This window comes from uncultured Nostoc sp., assembly GCF_937863485.1.
Lineage (GTDB): Bacteria > Cyanobacteriota > Cyanobacteriia > Cyanobacteriales > Nostocaceae > Nostoc.
The window spans coordinates 12,951-35,552 of sequence record NZ_CALMFY010000041.1 but is presented as its reverse complement, the minus strand read 5'-3'; the positions used below and the strand labels follow the sequence as shown (position 1 = coordinate 35,552).

General features: G+C 40.3%; 17 protein-coding genes and 1 pseudogene. 16 read left to right on the top strand and 2 right to left on the bottom strand.

Annotated features, from left to right (window positions below; genetic code table 11):
- Window positions 1-134: 134 nt before the first annotated feature.
- The 6 genes and pseudogenes from glyQ to aroF form a co-directional block, all read left to right on the top strand.
- Window positions 135-1,001 (top strand): annotated as a pseudogene (glyQ, locus tag Q0541_RS05570) (glycine--tRNA ligase subunit alpha); the annotation flags it as partial.
- 703 nt (window positions 1,002-1,704) lie between these two features.
- Window positions 1,705-4,059, top strand: a complete 2,355-nt coding sequence (locus Q0541_RS05565) for a ComEC/Rec2 family competence protein (RefSeq protein ID WP_298906761.1) — start codon at window positions 1,705-1,707, stop codon at window positions 4,057-4,059.
- 184 nt (window positions 4,060-4,243) lie between these two features.
- Window positions 4,244-5,908 (top strand): alpha-amylase family glycosyl hydrolase, encoded by a 1,665-nt coding sequence (locus tag Q0541_RS05560; RefSeq protein WP_298906758.1) that lies wholly within the window; start codon window positions 4,244-4,246, stop codon window positions 5,906-5,908.
- 779 nt (window positions 5,909-6,687) lie between these two features.
- Window positions 6,688-6,957, top strand: a complete 270-nt coding sequence (rpsO, locus tag Q0541_RS05555) for a 30S ribosomal protein S15 (RefSeq protein WP_041565894.1) — start codon at window positions 6,688-6,690, stop codon at window positions 6,955-6,957.
- Between the two features lie 12 nt (window positions 6,958-6,969).
- Window positions 6,970-7,440 carry a PAM68 family protein gene (locus tag Q0541_RS05550; RefSeq protein ID WP_298906728.1) on the top strand — a complete coding sequence of 157 codons (471 nt, stop codon included), beginning with the start codon at window positions 6,970-6,972 and terminating at the stop codon, window positions 7,438-7,440.
- Between the two features lie 287 nt (window positions 7,441-7,727).
- On the top strand, window positions 7,728-8,786 hold the full coding sequence (gene aroF, locus Q0541_RS05545; protein ID WP_298906725.1) for a 3-deoxy-7-phosphoheptulonate synthase: 1,059 nt from the start codon (window positions 7,728-7,730) through the stop codon (window positions 8,784-8,786).
- Window positions 8,787-8,915: 129 nt separating this feature from the next.
- Here aroF and Q0541_RS05540 read toward each other — a convergent pair whose 3' ends face one another.
- The gene (locus tag Q0541_RS05540) at window positions 8,916-9,665 is read right to left on the bottom strand and encodes a hypothetical protein (RefSeq protein ID WP_298906722.1); all 750 of its coding nucleotides are present in this window, start codon (window positions 9,663-9,665) and stop codon (window positions 8,916-8,918) included.
- Between the two features lies 1 nt (window position 9,666).
- Here Q0541_RS05540 and Q0541_RS05535 point away from each other — a divergent pair, with 1 nt between their 5' ends.
- The 10 genes from Q0541_RS05535 (at window position 9,667) to Q0541_RS05490 (ending at window position 21,077) form a co-directional block, all read left to right on the top strand.
- Window positions 9,667-10,329: a hypothetical protein gene (locus Q0541_RS05535; RefSeq protein WP_298906719.1), complete on the top strand. Its 663-nt coding sequence runs from the start codon at window positions 9,667-9,669 to the stop codon at window positions 10,327-10,329.
- Window positions 10,233-11,537 (top strand): FAD-binding oxidoreductase, encoded by a 1,305-nt coding sequence (locus Q0541_RS05530; protein WP_298906717.1) that lies wholly within the window; start codon window positions 10,233-10,235, stop codon window positions 11,535-11,537. The genes Q0541_RS05535 and Q0541_RS05530 overlap by 97 nt, the downstream gene beginning before the upstream one ends.
- Window positions 11,538-11,593: 56 nt before the next feature.
- The gene (locus Q0541_RS05525; RefSeq protein WP_298906715.1) at window positions 11,594-12,949 is read left to right on the top strand and encodes a heterodisulfide reductase-related iron-sulfur binding cluster; all 1,356 of its coding nucleotides are present in this window, start codon (window positions 11,594-11,596) and stop codon (window positions 12,947-12,949) included.
- Window positions 12,950-13,178: 229 nt separating this feature from the next.
- Window positions 13,179-14,483 carry a P-loop NTPase fold protein gene (locus Q0541_RS05520; RefSeq protein WP_298906713.1) on the top strand — a complete coding sequence of 435 codons (1,305 nt, stop codon included), beginning with the start codon at window positions 13,179-13,181 and terminating at the stop codon, window positions 14,481-14,483.
- A 53-nt stretch (window positions 14,484-14,536) separates the two neighbouring features.
- Complete coding sequence (locus tag Q0541_RS05515) at window positions 14,537-16,330, top strand: toll/interleukin-1 receptor domain-containing protein (protein WP_298906710.1); 1,794 nt, start codon at window positions 14,537-14,539, stop codon at window positions 16,328-16,330.
- A 56-nt stretch (window positions 16,331-16,386) separates the two neighbouring features.
- Window positions 16,387-16,614, top strand: a complete 228-nt coding sequence (locus tag Q0541_RS05510) for a hypothetical protein (RefSeq protein ID WP_298906707.1) — start codon at window positions 16,387-16,389, stop codon at window positions 16,612-16,614.
- Between the two features lie 234 nt (window positions 16,615-16,848).
- Complete coding sequence (locus Q0541_RS05505; protein ID WP_298906704.1) at window positions 16,849-17,280, top strand: hypothetical protein; 432 nt, start codon at window positions 16,849-16,851, stop codon at window positions 17,278-17,280.
- Between the two features lie 30 nt (window positions 17,281-17,310).
- The gene (locus Q0541_RS05500) at window positions 17,311-17,493 is read left to right on the top strand and encodes a hypothetical protein (protein WP_298906701.1); all 183 of its coding nucleotides are present in this window, start codon (window positions 17,311-17,313) and stop codon (window positions 17,491-17,493) included.
- Window positions 17,480-20,443 carry a hypothetical protein gene (locus tag Q0541_RS05495; RefSeq protein ID WP_298906698.1) on the top strand — a complete coding sequence of 988 codons (2,964 nt, stop codon included), beginning with the start codon at window positions 17,480-17,482 and terminating at the stop codon, window positions 20,441-20,443. The genes Q0541_RS05500 and Q0541_RS05495 overlap by 14 nt, the downstream gene beginning before the upstream one ends.
- Window positions 20,444-20,894: 451 nt before the next feature.
- Complete coding sequence (locus Q0541_RS05490; RefSeq protein WP_298906695.1) at window positions 20,895-21,077, top strand: hypothetical protein; 183 nt, start codon at window positions 20,895-20,897, stop codon at window positions 21,075-21,077.
- A 144-nt stretch (window positions 21,078-21,221) separates the two neighbouring features.
- Here the strand turns inward: Q0541_RS05490 and Q0541_RS05485 are convergent, their stop codons facing one another.
- Window positions 21,222-22,229 carry a phycobilisome rod-core linker polypeptide gene (locus tag Q0541_RS05485; RefSeq protein WP_298906692.1) on the bottom strand — a complete coding sequence of 336 codons (1,008 nt, stop codon included), beginning with the start codon at window positions 22,227-22,229 and terminating at the stop codon, window positions 21,222-21,224.
- Window positions 22,230-22,602: the final 373 nt, after the last annotated feature.

Sequence of the window (22,602 nt, the reverse complement as noted above, 5' to 3'; positions counted from 1 at the left end):
CGAACCTCCTTAAGCTTGTCAACTATTTTTCCAAAAATATTTTGGACCGCTTTTCAGTCCCCTGAAACTGCCTACAGTGCCAGGTTGTAGGCAACAATGGTTTATGCACTGTGCTGAGTAAGGAAGGGTGAAGCGTGAATTTTCAGTCGGTAATAGGTTTATTGCATGAGTTTTGGGGCGATCGCGGTTGCTTGATTACCCAACCCTATGACATTGAGAAGGGGGCAGGTACTAAGAATCCTCAGACATTTTTAAGAGCATTGGGACCGGAACCGTGGGCTGTTGCCTACGTTGAACCGTGTCGTCGCCCGACGGATGGGCGGTACGGCGAAAACCCCAACCGCTTCCAACATTATTATCAGTACCAAGTTCTAATTAAGCCGTCGCCAGATAATATCCAGGAGATTTATCTTGATTCATTAAGGGTTTTAGGTATTCGTCCTGAAGACCACGATATTCGGTTTGTAGAGGATAACTGGGAAGATGCGACGGTGGGAGCTTGGGGCACTGGGTGGGAAGTATGGTTAGATGGGATGGAAATTACTCAATTTACCTACTTCCAACAGTGTGGGGGAATAGATTGCCGTCCTGTGTCGATTGAGATTACATACGGGTTAGAGCGATTGGTGATGTACCTCCAGGAAGTGGAGGCAATTACTAAGATTCATTGGACAGACAACATTACTTATGGTGATGTTTACCTCCAGGGAGAGATTGAGCAGTGTATCTACAACTTTGAAGCGTCAAATCCTGAGTTGCTACTGACACTATTTAATTTGTATGAGCAGGAAGCTAGCCAATTGACGGAGCGAGGATTGGTTTTGCCTAGCTTAGATTATGTAATGAAGTGTTCGCACACGTTCAATCTGCTGGATGCTAGAGGTGTGATTTCGGTAACGGAGAGAACTCGCTATATTGCTAGGATTCGGCATTTGGCTAGGAAGGTAGCTCATTTATATGTTGAGCAAAGGGAGAAGCTGGGTTTTCCGTTGCTCAAAGATTTAAAACCAGTCATACAGCCACCTGTTTTACAGCCAGTTGTGCAGCAACTTGTTTCACAGCCAGTCTTATCACAAGTTATTTCAGAGTCTACAGTTAAATCTCGTTACCAATATATTATTGATTGGCTGTTTTTGATTCCAATTATCTCTTATGTCCTTTGGGTAATACTTTCATTGTTTCGGTAGAAGAGTTGATGTATCAAACAATATAGACCATCTAGGTACTTCTTACTTAGTAAGATGATATTTACAAAGTATAATTTTTTACTAGTTTTGGCGACTAGAAGTCGCGGCTACACAAACAAAACCTGCCTCCGCAGGTTAGCAAACTCTTGATTTTGCATTCTCTAAGCTAGGTATATCTTGATGATATGGCTATTGCTAAAGCTCGGAAATATCATTAAATCTTGAGCCTTGAACATTAAATCTACAAGGATAAAGCCCGCACAGGCGGGCTTTGTTTGTATAAACTTGATGGATTATACTTCTCCACAAGCAAGCATCAAAATTTTTCGGTGTTGCTGATTATAGAAATGAAAAACTCATGCAGAGGCGCTCTAAGCGCAGATAATAAGAGTTTAGGATATTTTGTTTTTGAATTTCATAGCCAAATTCAGTAATGCCGATTTTTCTCTATTGCTGCCCTAGCTATTTTTAAGTCAGCTGCAAATTCGGATTGTCAGGTGCTTTTACAAAAAATCTTATGATTCAAACCAGTGGTGTAATTATTTGTCTTGGCTACATTTTCGGGTTACTGTTTACAGCAGTTCCTTGGGGTGGTGTGTGGATTTTGATTCTGGGGATAGTGGGAGCAGTTATCTTTAGAAGACGCACCACTTCACGGCAACTTGCTCAGAAACCAGAAAATGCTGGAAGCAAAAATAAGGCACTGTCTAACATTTGGCAAACTACTCCCCATCCTCGAATATGGCTAGCTGCTGGGTTGGTGGGATTATTGGCAACTCTATATTTTCAATGGCGAGTGCCGCAACCAGGTGCAAAAGATATTAGTCAGTTCGTTCCGCCTGGAAATAGCAGTAATCAAGAACAACTTGTAATTGTTCGTGGCGAAGTAGCGAGTAATCCCCGCTTAACTCGCAGTCAGCGAGGACAATTTTGGCTGGAAGCGACTCAGTTAGATGAAGTCAAAAATGAAAAAGGTTCAGCAGGTGTCCCAAAAGGGGTAACGGGCAAATTGTATGTGACAGTGCCTATACTTCAGGCTACTGGGTTATACCCTAGTCAACAGATTGCTGTGACTGGAATTTTGTACAAACCAAAGGCGGCTTCCAATCCTGGTGGTTTCGATTTTCAGAAGTTTCTCAAGCAAGAAGGAACGTTTGCTGGTTTGATTGGGCGACAAATAAATGTTTTGGATCAGGAACATAAATGGGGATGGTGGCAAATTCGAGAGCGAATTGTGCGATCGCAAGTTCGTTGGTTGGGTATCCCGGAAGGGCCTCTTGTGAGTGCAATGGTTTTAGGTAGCAAAGCTGTAGATTTACCCTACGATATGCGCGACTTGTTTGTACAAGCAGGATTAGCTCATGCTTTAGCAGCCTCCGGGTTCCAAACTTCCTTGATTTTGAGTGTGATATTACAGTTAACTAGGCGGGCAAAAAAAGCAACACAATTTACCCTTGGCTTTTTGGCTTTAATCATTTTTCTGAGTTTAACAGGTTTTCAACCTGCGGTACTCAGAGCCGTAATTATGGGTTTTGCGGCATTGATTGGTTTGTTATTAAAAAGAAAGGTAAAACAGTTGGGATCATTACTATTAGCAGCAACTCTGTTATTAGTGTTTAATCCTCTATGGATTTGGGATTTAGGCTTTCAATTGAGTTTTTTAGCAACACTGGGATTAGTCGTAACAGTACCTGCATTAGTCAACCGTCTAGCATGGCTACCACCTGCGATCGCTGCTTTGATTGCCGTTCCCCTAGCTGCAACTCTTTGGACTTTACCTATACAACTTTTTGTATTTGGAGTTGTACCATCTTATAGTTTATTGCTGAATGTGGTTAGTACTCCATTAATTTCGATCATTAGTATAGGTGGAATCATCAGTGCCTTAGTAGCTTTAATTTGGACTGAAGCTGGAAGCTTCCTGGCTGGGGTGTTGCATTATCCTACTGATTGGCTAATTAAACTAGTGGAATTTTTTAGCAAGTTGCCAGGAAATTCTGTTGCTGTAGGCAGCATATCTACTTGGCAGCTTCTGGCGATTTATGTATTGATTATATTGGTTTGGTTAGTGCCTTGGTGGCAGCGGCGGTGGTGGTTTGCTAATGTGATTGCGATTGCTTTAGTATTTATCCCCCTTTGGCATTCTACAAATACATTGTTTCGGATAACGGTATTAGAATCTGGTACAGAACCAATTATAGTTGTTCAAGATAGAGGTACTGTAACTGTAATTAATAGTGGCGATGAAGGGACTGGACGTTTCACAATCCTGCCGTTTTTACAACAGCAGGGTGTTAATCAAATAAATTGGGCGATCGCAACTGATTTTCAAGGCAATGAAAGTAATGCTTGGTTGGAATTACTACAACGTTTACCAATCAAAAATTTTTCTGAATATTCCCCTAAGCCAGAAAATTTTCTTGCAACTCAGGCAATTCAACAAGAATTACAAAAGTATCAGGGAGCTTACCAACCACTGGCAGTTGGTCAAACTGTGGAAACTGGTTCAATAGTGGCACAATTAATCAACGAGCAATTACCCATATTACGATTGCAAATTTTAGATCAAAATTGGTTATTAGTAGGTAATATTAAGTCTAAAGAAATACAAAAACTAGTGAAAAATGGAAGTTTGCCTCATCCACAAGTGCTGTGGTGTGCCCCTCAGTCATTAAAAGATTTAGTTATTGCTCTGAAACCAGAAGTAGCGATCGCTACTTCTGGTAACTTTGATCTAAAAGCTTTATCCGAACTTAACCAAACCCAAACCAAACTATTTTTTACAGGACGAGATGGGGCTATTCAATGGACACCTAATGGTCAATTTGAGGCATTTATTGAAGCGACAGAAAATAAGTCTTCTATATTATAAAAAATCTACAGCCAAGTAAATTTAAAAGTATAATATTTCTTTTTAAGCAAGACTAGCTAAAGATAGATGTATGGTCATTTGCAAGAAAGTAAAATCTTAAAAGGTCTCAGGAAAAGAGTAAGTTTCTATTCTCATACCTGATGACACAGACTACTTCCAAGAAGATATATTTAAAACAAGGGAAATGGCAAGTTTAATTGAATTTACATTGTTTGCTCCTCGTAACAAAGGAGCAGCTTTAATTGGGTCTTTTTCTGAGTGGAAAGAAATCCCAATGGAAAAAAGTGAAGATGGTTATTTCCGCACTCAAGTAAAACTTGAAGACGGCATCTATCAATATAAATTTCGTATTCAAAGCAAAAGCCCAAATTTTGCACTTGATGAGTGGGTAGATGTTATTGACCCGAATGCAACAGATGTTAATGAAACAGAAAAATTTAGCATTGTGCAGATTAAAAATGGGCAACGCATTATTGATACTTACGTTTGGCAACATGACGAGAAACTGTTGCCTGACAATCAAGAATTAGTCATATATGAAATGCACGTTGCAGATTTTACTGGTGATGAGGTTGGCCTTGACAAACAAGGTAAATATTTAGGGATAATTGCCAAGTTAGATTATCTGGTTGAATTGGGAGTTAATGCAATTGAATTAATGCCAGTTAATGAGTATCCCGGTAACTATAACTGGGGCTATAAAGTCCGCCACTTCTTTGCTACAGAATCTAGTTACGGTTCAACAGAAGATTTAAAACGGTTAATAGATGAGTGTCATGCTAGAGGCATTCGCGTTTTTATGGATGGAATTTATAATCACACTGATGAAGAATGCCCATTAATGCTAATTGACCGGAATTACTGGTATTACGAATACATGCATTATCCTGAAGACCCAGATAATTATTGGGGGCCAGAGTTTAACTATGATAATTATGATAAAAAATTAAATGTTAAACCTGCATGGAAATACGTTGGAGATGTGGTGCAATTTTTCATTCAGGAGTATCACATTGATGGAATTCGTTTTGATGCAGTGCGCCAATTGGCTAACTTTGAATTTCTCGACTGGCTAGCACAGCAAGGGAAAAACCATGCTGCACCCAAGCAGTTTTATAATATTGCTGAACATATTCCCGATACAAAAACTGTAGTTAAGCCAGATGGGCCATTAGATGGTTGTTGGCATGAGAGTTTTCGATACTTTATACTTCCATATATTTGTGGAGAAACATTTGAAATAGAACAACTAAAGCAAATTTTAGATCCCAAGCAGCAGGGTTATGCGATCGCTACCAATGTGATAAATTATTTGGCAACCCACGATCGCGAACGTCTATTGCGAGAATTAGGCGATCGCGGTATCTTTGACGCAGACGCATTTCAGCGAGCGAAGTTAGCAGCTGTTCTCTTAATGACAGCGATGGGTATACCAATGCTCTGGATGGGAGAAGAGTTTGGCGAATACCAGCTAAAAAGCCAAGATGTGACTAAGCCACAGAAGATTAATTGGTCTTTGTTATCAGGCGACCAGAATCGTGATTTATTTGAGTATTATCAAAAACTCATTGCTCTACGCAAGCAGAATCTCGCCTTGCAAAGTGACAATATCAAGTTTTTCTACGAAAATGCCGACGATAAAGTGCTGGCTTACACTCGCTGGGATGAGCAGAATTCTCGTGTTGTTGTCGTGGCTAATTTTTCTGACCAGAATCTGACTAAATATCAAATTCCAGACTTCCCAACTGCTGAGTATTGGCAAGATTGGTTCCTCAAGCGGGAAGTGGAAGTTGGGAAAGATGGTTTAATCACTGACTTGCCAAGTTATACAGCCAAGATATTTGTTTAGCAGTAGCCAGCCAAATAGTAGATGTAGGTTCTAGTTTACTCTGTTTGACTTTCTTCTGATTGCGCGATCGCTAATCGGCAGTATCCAAACATCGAAATTCTGTAGTTTGGCACTTCTGAGTGTAGAAAATGGAATATTCCATACAATAACTCCGTTAAAGAGTATTTTATACTCGTTGGCAAGTCTTTGAACTGCGTTAACGAGTCTTTTATACTCATCGGCGAGTCTTTGAACTGCGTTAAAGAGTCTTTTATACTCGTTGGAGAGCCTTTGAACTCCGTTGACGAGTCTTTTATACTCCTTGGCGAGTCTTATTAATTGCTGATTGTAAATATTCTCCGCATTATTGCGGTTTGGATAGAGAATAGGATCATTTTAATAGAATTAATTGCAAAGGGTGCGTCCGCTCTCCTGCTGACTCTGCTTGCAACACTCGTTGGTAAAGACTTAATAATGTTCTGGCTCGGTGTTTGTTAAAAAGTAGGCGCTCGCCTCTCATATCAACTCTTGCAACAACGCCTATAAATTCCTGTGAAAATCGCAATAGTCAGATTGCCGCAGGTATTGCTCTGTGAAGCGATCGCAGCTGCAAATACAATTAGTTATGGATTATACTCACCGTTTTTACTACCAGATAAGACTGGAGTCTGGCTTCTGACTTACTTAGTCTTTTAGAATGCAACATGTAGCAGTAAAGATGATTCCACATCCAGCTTGAGGGCTGTGATATTATGGGAGACTGCTGCATACATTTAGAAAAACTAGAAATTGAATCGATCATGGCTCTGACGCAACTGCGGAAACAAGAAATAATTTCTAACTACCAAGTTCACGAAACCGACACTGGTTCGGCCGATGTCCAAGTTGCCATGCTAACTGAGCGCATCAACCGCCTCAGCGAACATCTCCAGGCAAATAAAAAAGACCATTCTTCCCGGCGGGGACTATTGAAGCTAATTGGTCAGCGCAAGCGTCTTCTAGCCTATATATCGCAGGAAAGCCGAGAAAAGTATCAAGCTTTGATTGCTCGTCTCGGTATTCGTGGATAGGGACTACCGCTTATGTCTGCTGAAGAATCTGAAAGCAGCCGCTTGCCCTTTGAACCAAAGAAAAAGCGCCAAAAACCCGTAAAGACTCAAAGTAAACCGGCAGCACAGCCAGAGGAGTCTGGCAAACAAGCTGATAGAAAACGGTCTTACACCAAAGAAGAGATGGCTATTCCCCAAGTAGTCAGCCAGCGGATGATCCGCCGGGTAGCTGCGTTCTGTGGTGTACCAACAGCTTTGGGCATTACCACCCTGGTTGTCAGCTATCTGCTTGCTATCTACTCCCACATCCAACTAGCTCCCATTGCCGTGTTATTGGTAAATATGGGATTATTTGGTTTGGGGGTTTTAGGGATAACTTATGGCGTTCTCTCTGCCTCTTGGGATGAAGAAAGAGTCGGAAGTCTGCTGGGTTTGGGTGAGTTCAACACCAATTGCGGACGAATGGTGGCAGCTTGGCGCGAAACTCGGCAAAAAAACTCATAAAGACCGGCGCTCAGGTATTAGATAACTACGGTATTGGGTAAATAAAAAAGTGAATGTTGAAGTTGAAATTTATAACTTCAACATTACTAATTAAAATTATATAATGATTTTTATACCCCATATCCAGTTGTTGAACAGTAAAATCACTGACTGAGCGTCAAGCGACTGACTGAGCGGTATATTTTGTAAATAAATTTTCTTTTTAACTATTCGTAATTAGGGCAATAGGCAATAATAAAGTTAGCCGATTTACAGAAAAATTTACTCAATTAATCAGGAATTTTCACATGATTATAGTAATGAAAAGTGGTTCCCCAGAGGCGGAAATAAACCGCATTGATCAGGAACTAACTAGCTGGGGGTTAACTCCAGAAAAAATTATTGGTCAACACAAAGTAGTTATTGGTCTAGTAGGTGAAACCGCCAACTTAGATCCACTACAAATTCAAGAACTTAACCCCTGGATTGAGCAGGTGTTGCGAGTAGAGCAGCCTTACAAACGAGCAAGTCGCCAATACCGTCACGACGAAGCTTCAGAAGTGGTAGTTAATACTCCTAATGGAGCAGTGGTATTTGGTGAACACCACCCCTTGGTAGTCGTTGCCGGTCCCTGCTCCGTAGAAAATGAAGAAATGATTCTGGAGACAGCGCGGCGTGTCAAAACGGCTGGAGCCAAGTTTTTGCGGGGCGGGGCATACAAACCTCGGACTTCACCCTATGCCTTCCAAGGACATGGCGAGAGTGCTTTGGATTTGTTGGCGAGGGCACGCGAAGTGAGTGGACTAGGTATTATTACAGAAGTGATGGATGCTGCTGACCTGGATAAAATTGCCGAAATTGCTGACGTGATCCAGGTAGGGGCAAGAAATATGCAGAATTTCTCTTTGCTCAAAAAAGTGGGAGCGCAGGCGAAACCAGTTCTCTTGAAGCGGGGAATGGCGGCTACTATTGAAGATTGGTTGATGGCAGCCGAGTATGTTTTGGCATCTGGCAATCCGAATGTAATCTTGTGTGAAAGGGGAATACGCACCTTTGACCGCCAGTATACGCGAAATACGCTGGATTTATCGGTAGTGCCAGTGTTGCGAAAGCTGACTCACCTGCCAATCATGATTGACCCCAGCCACGGCGTAGGTTGGTCTGAGTTTGTGCCTTCAATGGCAATGGCTGCGATCGCAGCTGGCACCGATTCCCTGATGATAGAGGTTCACCCCAACCCTGCTAAAGCCTTATCTGATGGGCCCCAATCTCTGACACCAGACCGTTTCGATAACTTGATGCAAGAATTATCAGTGATTGGTAAGGCAGTGGGACGTTGGCAGCAACCAGCAGTGGTTCTGGCTTAAAATTTTGAAAATGCTAAGTAGCTAGGTTTAAAGAAATTAAAGTTTATAGTCAGGATTTTAGTCTTGATAAACCTCAAGCGCTTCATTCTGCTAACTGGAGATTTGATCGCGGGCGATCGCGTAGGTTCGTCAAACACGCCGATCACGTTTTATGTCACCAACAACTTTTTCCAAAATCCAGTTCTCTAATTTATCTGGGTTTAATTGTTGCTGATGTGTAATCAACCGATTGGCTATTTCTTCATTGCCACTGATTAAATTAAGAAGTTCTTTATACAATGGATTATTCTTGGATACTCCTTTTGGTTTACTAGGCTGCCTCTTCATTTTTTTGAGGTCTGGTAATGGCGTCTCTGAGGGTGGAGATAGAGAAACTTCTGTTTGTGTTTGTGGTGTTTTTGAACGTAGTTGTTCCTGTGGTTTTTTGAGCTTCAAGTCACTAATAACTTGTTTTAAAAGCCAGTTCTCAGATTTACCTGGGTACAATTGGCGCTGTTTTACCAGTAATTGATTAGCTGTCTTTACGTTGTTGGTTAGAGCAATTAATTCACTGTGCAGATATTTGTTGTTAATGTCTATTTCCCCTTGAGTTACTTTGAATTGCAAAGGTGGTATCGATATTGATTGCTGGGGAACTTTAGCTTTTGGTTTTGATGTATCTATCCCATGTTCTTTAAGTAGGAATTCATACTCATTTATAGCTTGTCTGAAAAGCTCTATAGATTCTTGATATTGTACAGACTGCTTAAATAGTTCTGTGGATTTTCGGTACTGTTCCAAAGCTTTCCTCTGAAGCCAAATCTTGATAATGCATATAACCAGCAAGAGAAATGCAACAAATAAAGCAATCTGTAGCTGAAGGATGAGCGTAAGCTGCATAATGAATTTTGAGTTTGTGGTACAACTCTACAAATACGGGGAATCTCTAAGTGAAGACATCAGAAGAATCCCCGTATTTGTTTCACACTCATCTATGACAACAGTAATTTATCCTGAACAAAAAGCACATGTGATTAGTAGTGATGCTGAAGCGATCGCGATCGCTAAAAAACTGCCAGATGAATTTGTCAAGGGAGATTCAGAACGCCATCAGCAGCGGCGTCTACCCTATGAAAAGGTGAAAAAGTTCTCTGCTAGTGGGTTATGGGGAATCACTGTAGCCAAGGAATATGGAGGGGCATTTGTTTCCAATGCCATCCTCACATTGACGGTGCGTTACGCTGCCGCGATAACGCACCCTACCAAACTCAAACTTGTTGTGGATAAGGTTTTTTTCAACTTGTGTGTACACCGTAGCTTCCAAGTAGGGGGAGAGGTTTGTAGAGAGGTCAAAATTGTACCTCACTGGGTCGAGAACCGCTATATTAATCGACAATGCGCTTTTTTAGTCAGGTTAGCCAGTAAATTAGATGTAGGGTGTAATAAAAATAATACTGAATCAAAGCGATGTCTAACGACAAGCCGCAAGGCGTCTACGCTTCTTATTTTGCATCTATCGTCGGCGAAGAAAATGCTGTTTGCCTTTGGGAAAACATCGAACTAGGTCAGCAAAAACGTATCCAACAGGCTATAGCTTCTGGAAATCCTCCCAGTTGTATTGTCTATCCGCGCAGCCAACAACAGCTAGCAGCAGTCATTGCCACAGCTCACAGTAACAACTGGCGTGTCCTCCCCTGTGGTAATAGTAGTAAACTCAACTGGGGTGGTTTAGCCAAGGGGATTGATGTTGTAGTCAGTACACAGCGGATCAACCAACTGATTGAACACGCTGTTGGTGATTTGACAATCACGGTAGAAGCTGGGATGAAATTCTCTGATCTCCAAGCGCTTTTGGCAAAGTCGCGGCAATTTCTTGCCCTTGACCCCACAGCACCAGAGTTAGCTACCATTGGCGGTATTGTTGCTACAGGTGATACTGGTTCTCTGCGGCAACGTTATGGTAGTGTGCGCGATCAGTTACTAGGTATTACCTTTGTCCGTGCTGATGGACAAGTCACCAAAGCTGGGGGAAGAGTAGTTAAAAATGTTGCCGGATATGACTTGATGAAGTTGCTTACTGGGTCGTATGGCACATTAGGCTTTATTAGTCAACTAACTTTTCGCCTGTATCCGCTAGCTGAGGCATCGGGGACGGTGGTACTAACTGGTACGGCGGAGGCTGTATCCCAAGCAGCTGATATTCTTCGAGGTTCGGGGTTAACACCAGTCCAAGCTGATTTGCTATCAACTAAACTGGTGTCCAGCTTAGGTTTGGGTGAAGGACTGGGATTAATTGCTCGTTTTCAAAGTATTAGTGAGAGTGTTAAGGAACAGTCAAACCGAGTTTTGGAAGTAGGGCAAAAGTTGGGGTTAGATGGGGCTATTTATGTAGATGGTGATGAAGCTAGTCTATGGCAGAGATTGCAAGAACGAATACATTATACTGCCACAGAATCTGTAATTACCTGCAAAATAGGAGTGTTACCTACTGCTGCTGTGGAGATTTTGACTCAGGTAGAGTTAGGTTTGATTCACATTGGTAGTGGTTTAGGTTTGTTACAATTAGAGGGTAAAAATCAGGTTTTGAAAGTGCGCGATCGCACTCAAGCTCATAGAGGTTTTTTAACAATTCTGGAAGCACCAGTGGCGGTTAAAGAACAAATAGATGTTTGGGGCTATACGGAGAATGCTTTGCCGCTGATGCGCCGCATTAAGGAACAGTTTGATAGTAAGAATATTTTAAGTCCTGGTCGGTTTGTGGGTGGGATTTAAGAAACTAACCGCAGAGACGCTGAGGACGCTGAGATAGAGAGGGGAGAAAAATAATTATGCAAGTTTCTGAAGATTCTATTAATAAGACGGCTAGTTTAAAGAATTTGAAGGGGTTTGATGAGAATCATCCGCCTGACCCGAAGTTAATTGATAGTTGTGTACATTGTGGGTTTTGTCTCTCAACTTGTCCCAGTTATCGGGTACTTGGGAAGGAGATGGATTCTCCTAGAGGACGCATCTATTTAATGGATGCAATTAATGAGGGTGAGATTGCTTTAAATACAGCAACTGTAGAACATTTTGATTCTTGTTTAGGGTGTCTTGCTTGTGTGAGTACTTGTCCTTCTGGTGTTCAGTATGACAAGTTAATATCTGCAACTCGTCACCAAGTTGAACGGAATTATCCCCGCAGTTTGCCAGACCAATTTTTTCGTCAACTGATATTTTCTCTGTTTCCCTATCCCAACCTTTTACGGATTTTATTAGTTCCGTTGTTGGTTTATCAGAAATTGGGTTTTGCTAAGTTCTTTCGCGCTACAGGGTTACTCAATAAAATATCGCCCCGTTTGGCAGCAATGGAATCTATTCTGCCAGAAATTACTCTCAAATCTTTTCAAGATAATTTGCCTACTGTCATCCGCGCCCAAGGTGAGAAGCGCTACCGAGTTGGGATGATTTTGGGATGCGTGCAACGGCTGTTTTTCTCCCCAGTGAATGAAGCAACAGTACGGGTTTTAACGGCAAATGGTTGTGAAGTTGTGATTCCTAAATCTCAAGGTTGTTGTGCAGCGCTTCCCGAACACCAAGGACAAACAGAACAGGCGAAAGCTTTAGCAAGGCAGATGATTGATAGTTTTGCCAATACTGATGTAGATTTCGTAATTATCAATGCTGCTGGTTGCGGTCATACTTTAAAGGAATACGGTCACATTTTAGAAGATGACCCAGAATATCAGGAAAAGGCGAAGGATTTTGCAGCTAAAGTTAAAGATGCTCAAGAGTTTTTGGCAACAGTTGGGTTAACAGCGAAACTTTCGCCGCTGACTGATAAACCCTTGAATTTAGTTTATCAAGATGCTTGTCATTTATTGCATGGACAAAAGATTAGCGTGCAACCGCGTCAGGTGTTGCGACAAATTCCAGGGGTGAAGTTGAGAGAACCAATAGACGCGGCTTTGTGTTGTGGCAGTGCCGGAGTTTATAATATGCTGCAACCGGAAGTTTCTGAAGAATTGGGTCGGCAAAAAGTGCAGAATTTGTTGAATACTGGTGCTGAGTTAATAGCTTCTGCTAATCCGGGGTGTACTTTGCAAATTACGAAGCATTTGCAGTTGCAAGGTAAGAAGATTTCAGTTATTCACCCGATGGAGTTGTTAGATTATTCAATTCGCAGTGAAAAGTTGAAATTGTAGACATTTTTTGTGGGGTGGACATCTTGTTCATTGATTTTAAAGCAAAGAGCCAAAGCTACATTTTTGCTGCCCTTCTCGCTTGCGGGGAGGGGTTCCTCTTAATTCTGGTTAATTGATCGGACATAAATAATCAGCCAATTTGAAGAAGTTTTTTCCGAAATAGCGGCTTTCTCGTATGTATAATCATTGAAATGAGCAAGAATGCCAGTCTAATTTCGGATGATTTGTAATGAAACTAGATTTAGTCAGGTTTTTTCAAGCTTGCAACCCCAGTAACACTCTAGTTGTGAGCAAACCGGAGGATAGACAATATTATATTGATTTCTCTAAAGTGCGTGGTGCTAAGATTATTGAAGAATTTGGGCGAACTATCACTCGCCTTTCACCTGAGCAGCCTACCTGTCAATTATTTACCGGACATATCGGCTCTGGCAAATCCACTGAGTTACTGCGGCTAAAGGCGGAGTTAGAGCAGCAGGGATTTCATGTGGTTCATTTCGAGTCTAGCCAAAGCCTGGATATGGCTGATATTGATGTTACAGATATTTTATTAACAGTAGCTCGTGAGGTGAGTCAAAGTCTAGAAGCAATCAAAATTAACCTTAAACCAGGATACTTTAAAAATCTATTTACCGAAATTTCAGAGTTTTTGCAAACACCGCTAGACATTGAGGTAGAAGCTGAATTATCTGTAGGTATTGCCAAGATTACCGACAAAACTAAAGATAGCCCTAAACTTCGCGGGCAGTTACGGCAATATTTAGAACCGCGCACCAATGGCATTTTAGAATCAATTAATAAAGAATTGCTCAGGCCTGCTAGAGAAAAACTGAAGCAGCAAGGTAAAAAAGGACTGGTGGTAATTGTAGATAATCTCGACCGAGTTGATAATTCTTTGAAGCCTTCGGGTTATTACCAGCCAGAATATCTCTTTGTTGAACGCGGTGAACAATTAAACCAGCTAAATTGTCATGTTGTTTATACTATTCCCCTAGTGTTGATTTTTTCCAACGCTTTAGGAAGGTTAACAAATCGCTTTGGCGTAGACCCCAAGGTTTTGCCGATGGTTCCTGTGCAATTACAAGATGGTTCGCAATTCTCACAGGGAATTATACTGCTGCAACAGATGGTTATGACCAGGGCTTTTCCTGGTGTCAGTTGGGAACAAAGTCAGAATTTAATTACTGAGGTTTTTGATAGTCCTGATACTTTAGAGCGACTTTGCCGAGTTAGCGGTGGTCATTTGCGTAACTTGTTGATGCTGTTGTTTCGCTGTCTTCAGCAAGAAGACCCACCTTTGTCGCAAGAGTGCATAAATAGAGTGATTAAACAACGCCGCAATGAGCTAACTTTGGCAATTACACCCGATGAATGGGAATTACTACGTGAGGTGGCGCAAGAGAAAAATTTGAGAGGTCATGAAAGATACGAACTTTTGCTCCGCAGTATGTTTGTATTTGAATACCGGAATGAGGATGGTTCGTGGTTTGATATCAATCCGATTTTAGCAGAGGCAAAAGAATTTAGAATATAAATTATTTGAATATTTGCTTTTAGTAAACAATTGAATGATAAAAATCAACTTTCATGGTAGTCGATTTCAGGAGATTTAGTAAAGCATGTAAGCCTCGCAGTACGACTTCAATTCCAGATATTGCAGAAGATTTGCCGTACTATGTTAATTGTTCATCAGTAAGAGAGAGCGATATTGTTGCTGAATTAGTAAGAACAATCACATTTCTTTCTCCCGATGAACCAACTTGTCAACTTCTGACCGGGCATGATGGTTGTGGCAAGTCTATTGAACTACTACGTCTCAAAGCAGAATTAGAAAATTCGGGGTTTCATGTCATTTACTTTCAGTCCAGTCAGGATTTAGACTTTACCAAAGTTATTGTAAGCGATATCTTATTGGCAATTGCTATTAGAGTTATTACTAGCTTACAAAAAATTCAAATTACAGTCAGACCACAGTTACTAGTTAAACTATTAGCTGATATATTACAATTGTTGCCAAGATCAATAAATATTTCTGAGTCATATGTATTTACGGAAGAATTCAATGCTGAAATTATAAAAAATATCCAGAATAATCCAGAATTCCGTAAGCGACGAAGGGAGTATTTAGAGCTTGAAACAAACAGAGTTGTTACACACATAAATGAAGAAATATTTAATATTGCTAATGAGAAATTAAAACTGCTAAAGAAGAAAGGATTAGTTGTTATTGTCGATAATCTAGACCGTTTGGATATTAAAGATATCAATGATTGGGTAAATTCATTTATAGATCCAGATGAACGATTACGTAAGTTACAATGCCACGTGATCTACACGATTCCATTCGCTCTAATTGTCTTAAACCATAGTGCTAAATTACATCGTCTGGGGACTCCTAAAGTCTTGTCTACAGTTCCTGTGAAACTGCGTTCGGGTGATATTTATGATAAAGGTATAGCTCTAATGCGCTACATGGTTCTAAAAAGAGCTTTTCCAGACATTATCTTTTCAAATATTGATAATCAACAGCAATTAGATTTAATTACAAAGGTGTTTGATAGCCCAGAAACCTTAGATCGATTATGCCTAATGAGCGCTGGGCATATATCAGAATTATTAGGACTACTTTATAGCTGTCTTCAACAACAACAACAACTTCCAATCATCCGCAATACTTTAGATATTGTAATTAAGAAGAGGCGCGATAGATTAGAAACAGAAGTGACTATAGATGATAAGGAATTTTTAAAAAAATTAATCAAAGAACAAAATGTGAGAAAAGAAGAGGAAAAATTCGATTTACTTCAAAGTATGCAACGTAGGTTTATATTTGAATACTTTGATGAGGATGGACGTTGGTTTATGCTAAATCCATTTTTGGAAAAGGTTCAAGAGGGTAATCAGATGAAAGACTTTTTTATTAGTTACAATACAGTAGACAGAAAATGGGCTACATGGATTGCATGGGTTTTGGAAGAAGCAAATTACTCAGTTGTGCTTGATGTCTGGGATTTTCGTTCCGGTGAAAATTTTGCTTTGAAAATGCAAGAAGCGGCAGTTAAGACTAAAAAGACAATTGCTATTTTATCGCAAAATTATCTTGAAGGTTTGTATACTAAGTCTGAATGGGCTGCTGCATTTGCAGACGATCCTCAAGGAGAGAACCGAAAACTTATCCCCATTCGTATAGAAAAATGTGAGCTTGTAGGGCTACATAAGCCTATTATCTATGTTGATATTGTTGATCTTCCGGAACAGGATGCTTGCAGCGCTATCTTGAGGGCATTTAGTGAACGTGGTAAACCGTCTCAAGCTCCTCCATTTCCAGGTACAAGCAGTCAACGTGTAGCACCAGATAAAGTTCAATATCCTTCCTGGTAACTTTAGGGACGGAAAGTGTTACGGATTCTATTAGAGTAAATGATTCAATCAAGAAAGTGTGGAATCAACAAGAGCGTTTAGATTTGATGAGAAAACTAAATGCTTTATCCATACAACAATCCAACATGCTTGTGTTTGTCCTCAATCCACCCTCAGCAGAAGTTCCTCCGATGCCTGCCAACCAAAACGAACGTACATTGACACTTTTGACTTGGGCTGAAAGACCTGGAGCCTGCGGTTTAACGCAAGTAGAGCAAGTGTTCAATTCCATTACTATTTCTTAGTATGCTTTCTCTATTTTTGTGCGATGATCTACTTAGCTGGTTAGCGGAATCATTTATTAACGTAGTTTGATAAATTTATTTTGACCTCTTTCTAAACTCTTACCTGCAAGGAAAGAAGTTTAAAACTATAATTTCTACGTTGTTCCTTGAGCTTCTCCTTTTTTAAACCTATATCGTTCAAAAAGCAAGCTATTTGAAATTTTTTCGGCAATAAGGAAGTTTTTCCAAGACTTTATGGCTGATTTGTACTCGCCAAAGAATGCCAAACTTATCAACGAAAAATCTTTAAAATCGTTGATACGAGCAATTAAATTTTCCCAAGGAGATTTTTCACTGATTTGTGTGCGCTGTAACTATACAATTTTGCGAAAGCGCATGGTAAAACAATTGCAAAAGCTATGGTATGAGGAAGGTTTGCCTGGGGAGATTAAAAACTTATATCTGCCTAAGTTCAGTACGACTCTATACACAACTATTAAGAACGAACTGGCGGATGAGCAGCCACAGGCTTTGATGATATTTGATCTGGAGTCAGTAAATGATATAGATCAAGTGCTGGCTGCGGCCAATCATGTACGAAATGAGTTTCGTAACTTTCGTTTCCCAATAATCTTGTGGATTACTGACAAAATACAAGCAAAATTTAAGTTTGTACCGGATTTTTAGAGTTGGGTCGGAGGAGATTATGAGTTCACGATGCCTACCGAAGAGTTACTTAACTTTATTTTGCAAAGTGCAAATAATAACCTGTCTCCAGGTTTAAATATTGATATGGAGTGGCGTTTTGAAGTTGAGCTAGCTTGGAAAGAATTACAAACATTAGATCCAGAACTAGAAGCTAGTTTGCGATCGCTTATTAATCAAGATGACTATAAGTAACGGCCAAGACCAGTTGAAGTCGGATACTAATGTCAAACAAGTGGAAGACATACACACTCTAGACAATGTTCGCTCCTTGCATACACTGGTACGGGCAATCTGGTTATCTCACGGAGAATTTTCGCTGATTTTGCTGCGCTGTAACTATGCTGCTTTACGTCAGCGTGTGGTGCAACGCCTGCACCAATTATCTCCTATACGCATTCGCGAAATTACTTTACCTGCATCAGTCAAAATCTTTTACACAAATATATGCGAACAACTGGGAGATGAACAGCCACCTACATTGATGATTTTTGGTTTGGAGTCGGTTAAAGATATTGATACAGTTCTGACTTCAGCTAACCAAGTGCGAGAGGAGTTTAGAAAAAACTTCCCGTTTCCGATATTGTTGTGGGTTAATGATTCAGTTCTGCAAAAATTTCTTCGATTAGCAACTGGTTTAGAGAATTGGGCAACTATCATTGAGTTTGAAAACCCTACGGATCATTTAGTCGACTTCCTTCAGCAAAAAAGTGATGAAATCTTTACAGGTGATGTAACGCCCAATCCCCAAATGCGCCAAGAACTAGAAACCGCTCGTCAAGATTTGCAAAATCGAGGAGAAGTATTAGAAGCAGCACTTCAAGCAAGTTTAGAGTTTGTGTTTGGTTTAAATGATTATCTACATGACCAGATAGATTCTGCTTTAGCACATTATCAACAAAGCTTAGGGTTCTGGCGACAAAGTAATTATTTAGAGCGAGAAGGTATATTACTCGTTAATATTGCTTCAGCTTATAACCGCCAATCTGAAAAAAATCAGACAGAAAATCAACGCTATTGGCAAGAGTCTAGAAATTACTTTCAGCAAGCTATTGAGATTTTTGAACAAGCACAACGTTCAGATTTAGTTGCAAAACATATTACTAAACTGGGTGAAGTGCTACGAAGTTTACAAGCATGGTCAGAGTTGGAAAGCCTTGTTGAAAAATCTCTGCCGCTACATCAAAATTATGGCACATCGTTGCAGTTGGCTAAAGATTATAGTTTTTTGGCAGAAGTAGCCTTAGAAGAGTCACTCTGGGATGAAGCTCATCAATTCGCAGGGCAAGCATTACAAATATTAGCTGAGATACCTAATTTACAATCAAATGAATTTGGTTGGTATCGGTTTATTTTAGCTAAATCTCAACATGGGTTAAGTCAATTTGAAGCAGCGATTACTAATTTAAAAACTGCAAAGGTTGAAACTAATCATCAATACAACCCACAATTATATATATCTATATTAGAAAGGTTGCGCTTACTTTACTTTGAACAAGGTGAATATCTTAAAGCTTTTAATATTAAACAAGAACAATTACAAATTGAACAACAGTACGGTTTCCGCGCCTTTGTTGGTGCATCTTATCTCAAGCCGCACCGACAGGCAATTAGTCCTACACAGTTGCAAGTAGAAAATCCTGAAACCATTGCTCAAGAAATTGCTGCTTCTGGTAGGGGACAAGATGTTAAGCGGTTGCAGGAAAGAATTGGCAGGACTGAGCATAAATTGACTGTAATTCATGGTCAGTCAGGAGTGGGTAAAAGTTCAATTTTGCAGGGTGGATTAATCCCAGCGTTGCAACAGCAAGCAATTGGTGAGCGAGATGCTTTACCCATTTTGTTGCGAGTTTATACAGATTGGGTGGGGATGTTGGGGCAGAGTTTGACTAAGGCTTTTGAGGAAGTCAGAGGTAAGGAATTATTTGCTAATCTTGATTCTTCAGCAGCGATTTTAGAACAATTACTGAGAAATGCTGACCGTAATTTATTAACGGTTTTAATGTTTGACCAGTTTGAGGAGTTTTTCTTTGTTTATCCAGACCAAAGTCAACGACGAGCATTTTATGAGTTTTTGCGAGTTTGTCTCGATATTCCTTTTGTCAAAGTAATTCTGTCTTTGCGAGAAGATTATTTACATTATTTATTAGAATTAGACCGTCTGTTTAATTTGGCTGCAATTAATAATAATATTCTCGATAAAAATATTCGCTATTATTTGGGAAACTTTTCGCCAGCAGACGCTAAAGCTGTTGTCCAGAGTTTAACAGAACGCTCTCACTTTTTCCTAGAGCCAGACCTGATTGAACAATTAGTGAGGGATTTAGCGAGCGAATTTGGGGAAGTACGCCCAATTGAGTTACAAATTGTTGGGACGCAATTGCACACTGAGAAAATTACAACTTTATATAAGTATCTTCAGTTTGGCCCCAAAGAAAAACTGGTTGAGCGATTTTTAGAAGAAGTCATTCACGATTGTGGTGCAGAGAATGAACAAGTTGCTCGACTGGTTTTATATTTACTCACAGATGAAAATGGTACTCGTCCCCTGAAAACTCGTGCTGAGTTAGCAGCAGATTTGCCAGCAGAAGTTGATAAATTAGATTTGGTGTTAGAGATTTTTGTGGCATCAAGGTTAGTATTGCTTCTACCAGAATCGCCTGCTGATCGTTATCAACTGGTGCATGATTATCTCGTGTTTTTTATTCGCCAACAACAGGGAAATGAAATATTAGCAGAATTAGCTAGAGAGCGAGAACAACGCTTGCAAGCAGAAGATAAGCTGAAGCGTGAACAAGATGCAAGACAGATATTAGTTGATGCTCAACAAGAAGCTTACCGACAAATTCGTCAAGGGCGGATGTGGTTAATGGTGAGTTATGGTTTAGCGGTATGTTTATTATTCTTCACAGGCATCTTATTCTTATATGCATTGAGTCGAACTCAAGTTCCTAAAAATTATGATGATAAAAACCAACAGGCAGAAAATACAGTTAAAAAGGCTGAAGCTAACTATAATTTAGTAACTCAACGTTTGCAAGCTACGCAAAAGCAACAGGTAGCAATACAGAATAAAGCGCAAGAATTAGAAACTAAAAATAAAGATGCAGAGCAAAAGTTTCAAGCAGCACAGAAAAATCAGTAAGCCGCAGAAGTAAAATCAAAATTAGCAAAATAGAAAACTCAACAAGCAAACCAAAACTTGCTAGCTGCTAAAGCAGTCTTGCAAAAGGTAAACCAAAAAACCTCAAAATTACAAGAGAGAAATGCCCAGGCACAGGAAAGAATTCAAACGGCAAGCGAAAAAATAAAAGTAGAATTATCTCATCCGATGCCTACGACGGTAAACTACGCTCTTTCAACACAATTATACACAGTTTAGATGGGTAATATCAAGTCCGCTCAATCAATTACGGTATGTTATTGCGAGTGGAACGTTCGCAGAGCGTCTCTAAAGTTGCGATCGCAATGATGCGATTACTTCACTGTGCGATCGCTGCGATCATAATGACAAGTATTTAGCCGGACAAGAGATAAAATAAAGCTGATAGGCAAGATAAAGGCAATAAATCACGCATCGACGGATTAACATCACCTTGCCAGAAGAGACGATTGAACTAATTGATCAAGTCATTGAAAAAGGCGATTCTCCAGAGGAGAGGCTACGCGATCGCACTTTCTCAAATCATCTTATGCGATCGCTGAAAAAGTTTCTCAGTTTTGCTCAAGCGATCGCACTTTTTAGAATCATCTCATGCGATGCCTACGGTGGTCACTGAGCCTGTCGTACCCCTACGGGGAAGCAAGCTACGCGCAGCGTCTCGTAGAGAAGTGCGGTAAACTATGCTACGTTTATAACTTTTGCAAAAGCGGTGCGTTAGCCTTTGGCATAACGCACCCTACAAAACTAAACAGTAGAGAAATTAGCCATTAAAAACGCGACTGCGCCACTTATTCAATCGGGCTTCTCCAATTGTGGCAGACCGTCGGGCATCAGCAATTTGCTCTTGCAAAGCTGCAATCTGTTTTGCTTGCGCGTCAGCTTGCTGTTGCAAAGATGTATATTCCTTTGTGGTGGTCACAGAATTGGAAGACTGCGAACTACTAGTGAATTTTGTTGTACCGATGCTAGCAAACGGTTGTAAGTCTGCTAGTTGTTGTTGCAAAGTTGCAATCTGGCTTTCTTGCTCTTTAATCTTTTGCTGCAAGCTTTCTTGAGCTGCTGTTTGAGCTGCAATAAACGGATTAACTGGAGTAGCAGTTTCTGGCTTTCGCTTGAATACTTCAGCAAGTAAAGCACTAATATCCGTGGGTTTCTGCCTACCATAAGGAGTGTTGGTAATTAGCGATCGCACCAGCTGAGGTTCATTATTCGTTGCTAGGTTCTTGTCACTGCTAGAATTGCTCCGCACCAGTTGCAGCATATTGGTAAATTCCAATATCTTTTTGCCCGTTTGAGTTTTATAACCCCGGTAATATGGTACTATGTTATCCCCAAAGGCATCTAGATATTCGTCGCTATCAAGATAAGAATCAATATCCGCCTCAAAACCTTTCTCATCTAGAATGTTGCTGTGATGTTTCGTCTCGGAGTAGTCATCGGGAGCGCGACCTAGCAGGTGCTTGAAGTTCAGTTCAATCGCCCGGTAGCGGTAAACTTTATCAAAAAATCTGGAGCGATACAACTCTGATTTGGCAACTTGACGCACAAACTCACGGACATCGATTATACCTTGCTTGAGTTGGGATTCGGGAACGATCAGCCGCTCACTTTCCATAATGTAGGCATTACCCAACACTTGCCGATAAACTGCTCGAATTACAATTTCAATGTCTTCAACTGAAGCAGTAGTCCACAGTTCAATGGGTTCTGTTTGGGGAAATGCTTGATATTGGCGGCGTCTGGTTTCTTCGTCTAAGAAGATTTGCATACTTGGTTAGTGTGGGTAGGAGTGACTAATGGCTTTGAGGACGTTTGCTAAAAATCTATTTTTTAAAGGTAATGAGAGCTAAGTATTTGTTAGTGGTTACGTGGTACAGCTAATACCAATTATTTGTGAAACTGCACAAAACCAAGCTTGGTAAAACTTGGGGCTTGAGCAAATTGTTCTGGAGCAACCTCATAGGTAATCGATATAAGCACTAACAAATTTTAATTCCCTTTATCAGGATTAATTTATCAAGTTTTAGGGAGTTTTTTAGTTACATTTTCTAACAAACTTAGACGGCTAACTGTTAATAAGTAACAGCTAATCATAGTAAACAATTAGCAATTAAACATTAACAATTAGCCGTCAACCCCCT

Bases quoted from the DNA above. Each gene is read 5' to 3' on its own strand.
- Q0541_RS05495 (WP_298906698.1), top strand. From the start codon at position 17,480: ATGACTATAAGTAACGGCCAAGACCAGTTGAAGTCGGATACTAATGTC.
- Q0541_RS05560 (WP_298906758.1), top strand. From the start codon at position 4,244: ATGGCAAGTTTAATTGAATTTACATTGTTTGCTCCTCGTAACAAAGGA.
- Q0541_RS05540 (WP_298906722.1), bottom strand. From the start codon at position 9,665: ATGCAGCTTACGCTCATCCTTCAGCTACAGATTGCTTTATTTGTTGCA.
- Q0541_RS05505 (WP_298906704.1), top strand. From the start codon at position 16,849: ATGGCTGATTTGTACTCGCCAAAGAATGCCAAACTTATCAACGAAAAA.
- Q0541_RS05500 (WP_298906701.1), top strand. From the start codon at position 17,311: ATGCCTACCGAAGAGTTACTTAACTTTATTTTGCAAAGTGCAAATAAT.
- Q0541_RS05485 (WP_298906692.1), bottom strand. From the start codon at position 22,229: ATGCAAATCTTCTTAGACGAAGAAACCAGACGCCGCCAATATCAAGCA.
- Q0541_RS05565 (WP_298906761.1), top strand. From the start codon at position 1,705: ATGATTCAAACCAGTGGTGTAATTATTTGTCTTGGCTACATTTTCGGG.
- Q0541_RS05530 (WP_298906717.1), top strand. From the start codon at position 10,233: ATGTCTAACGACAAGCCGCAAGGCGTCTACGCTTCTTATTTTGCATCT.
- Q0541_RS05535 (WP_298906719.1), top strand. From the start codon at position 9,667: ATGAATTTTGAGTTTGTGGTACAACTCTACAAATACGGGGAATCTCTA.
- aroF (WP_298906725.1), top strand. From the start codon at position 7,728: ATGATTATAGTAATGAAAAGTGGTTCCCCAGAGGCGGAAATAAACCGC.
- Q0541_RS05525 (WP_298906715.1), top strand. From the start codon at position 11,594: ATGCAAGTTTCTGAAGATTCTATTAATAAGACGGCTAGTTTAAAGAAT.
- Q0541_RS05515 (WP_298906710.1), top strand. From the start codon at position 14,537: ATGGTAGTCGATTTCAGGAGATTTAGTAAAGCATGTAAGCCTCGCAGT.
- rpsO (WP_041565894.1), top strand. From the start codon at position 6,688: ATGGCTCTGACGCAACTGCGGAAACAAGAAATAATTTCTAACTACCAA.
- Q0541_RS05520 (WP_298906713.1), top strand. From the start codon at position 13,179: ATGAAACTAGATTTAGTCAGGTTTTTTCAAGCTTGCAACCCCAGTAAC.
- Q0541_RS05550 (WP_298906728.1), top strand. From the start codon at position 6,970: ATGTCTGCTGAAGAATCTGAAAGCAGCCGCTTGCCCTTTGAACCAAAG.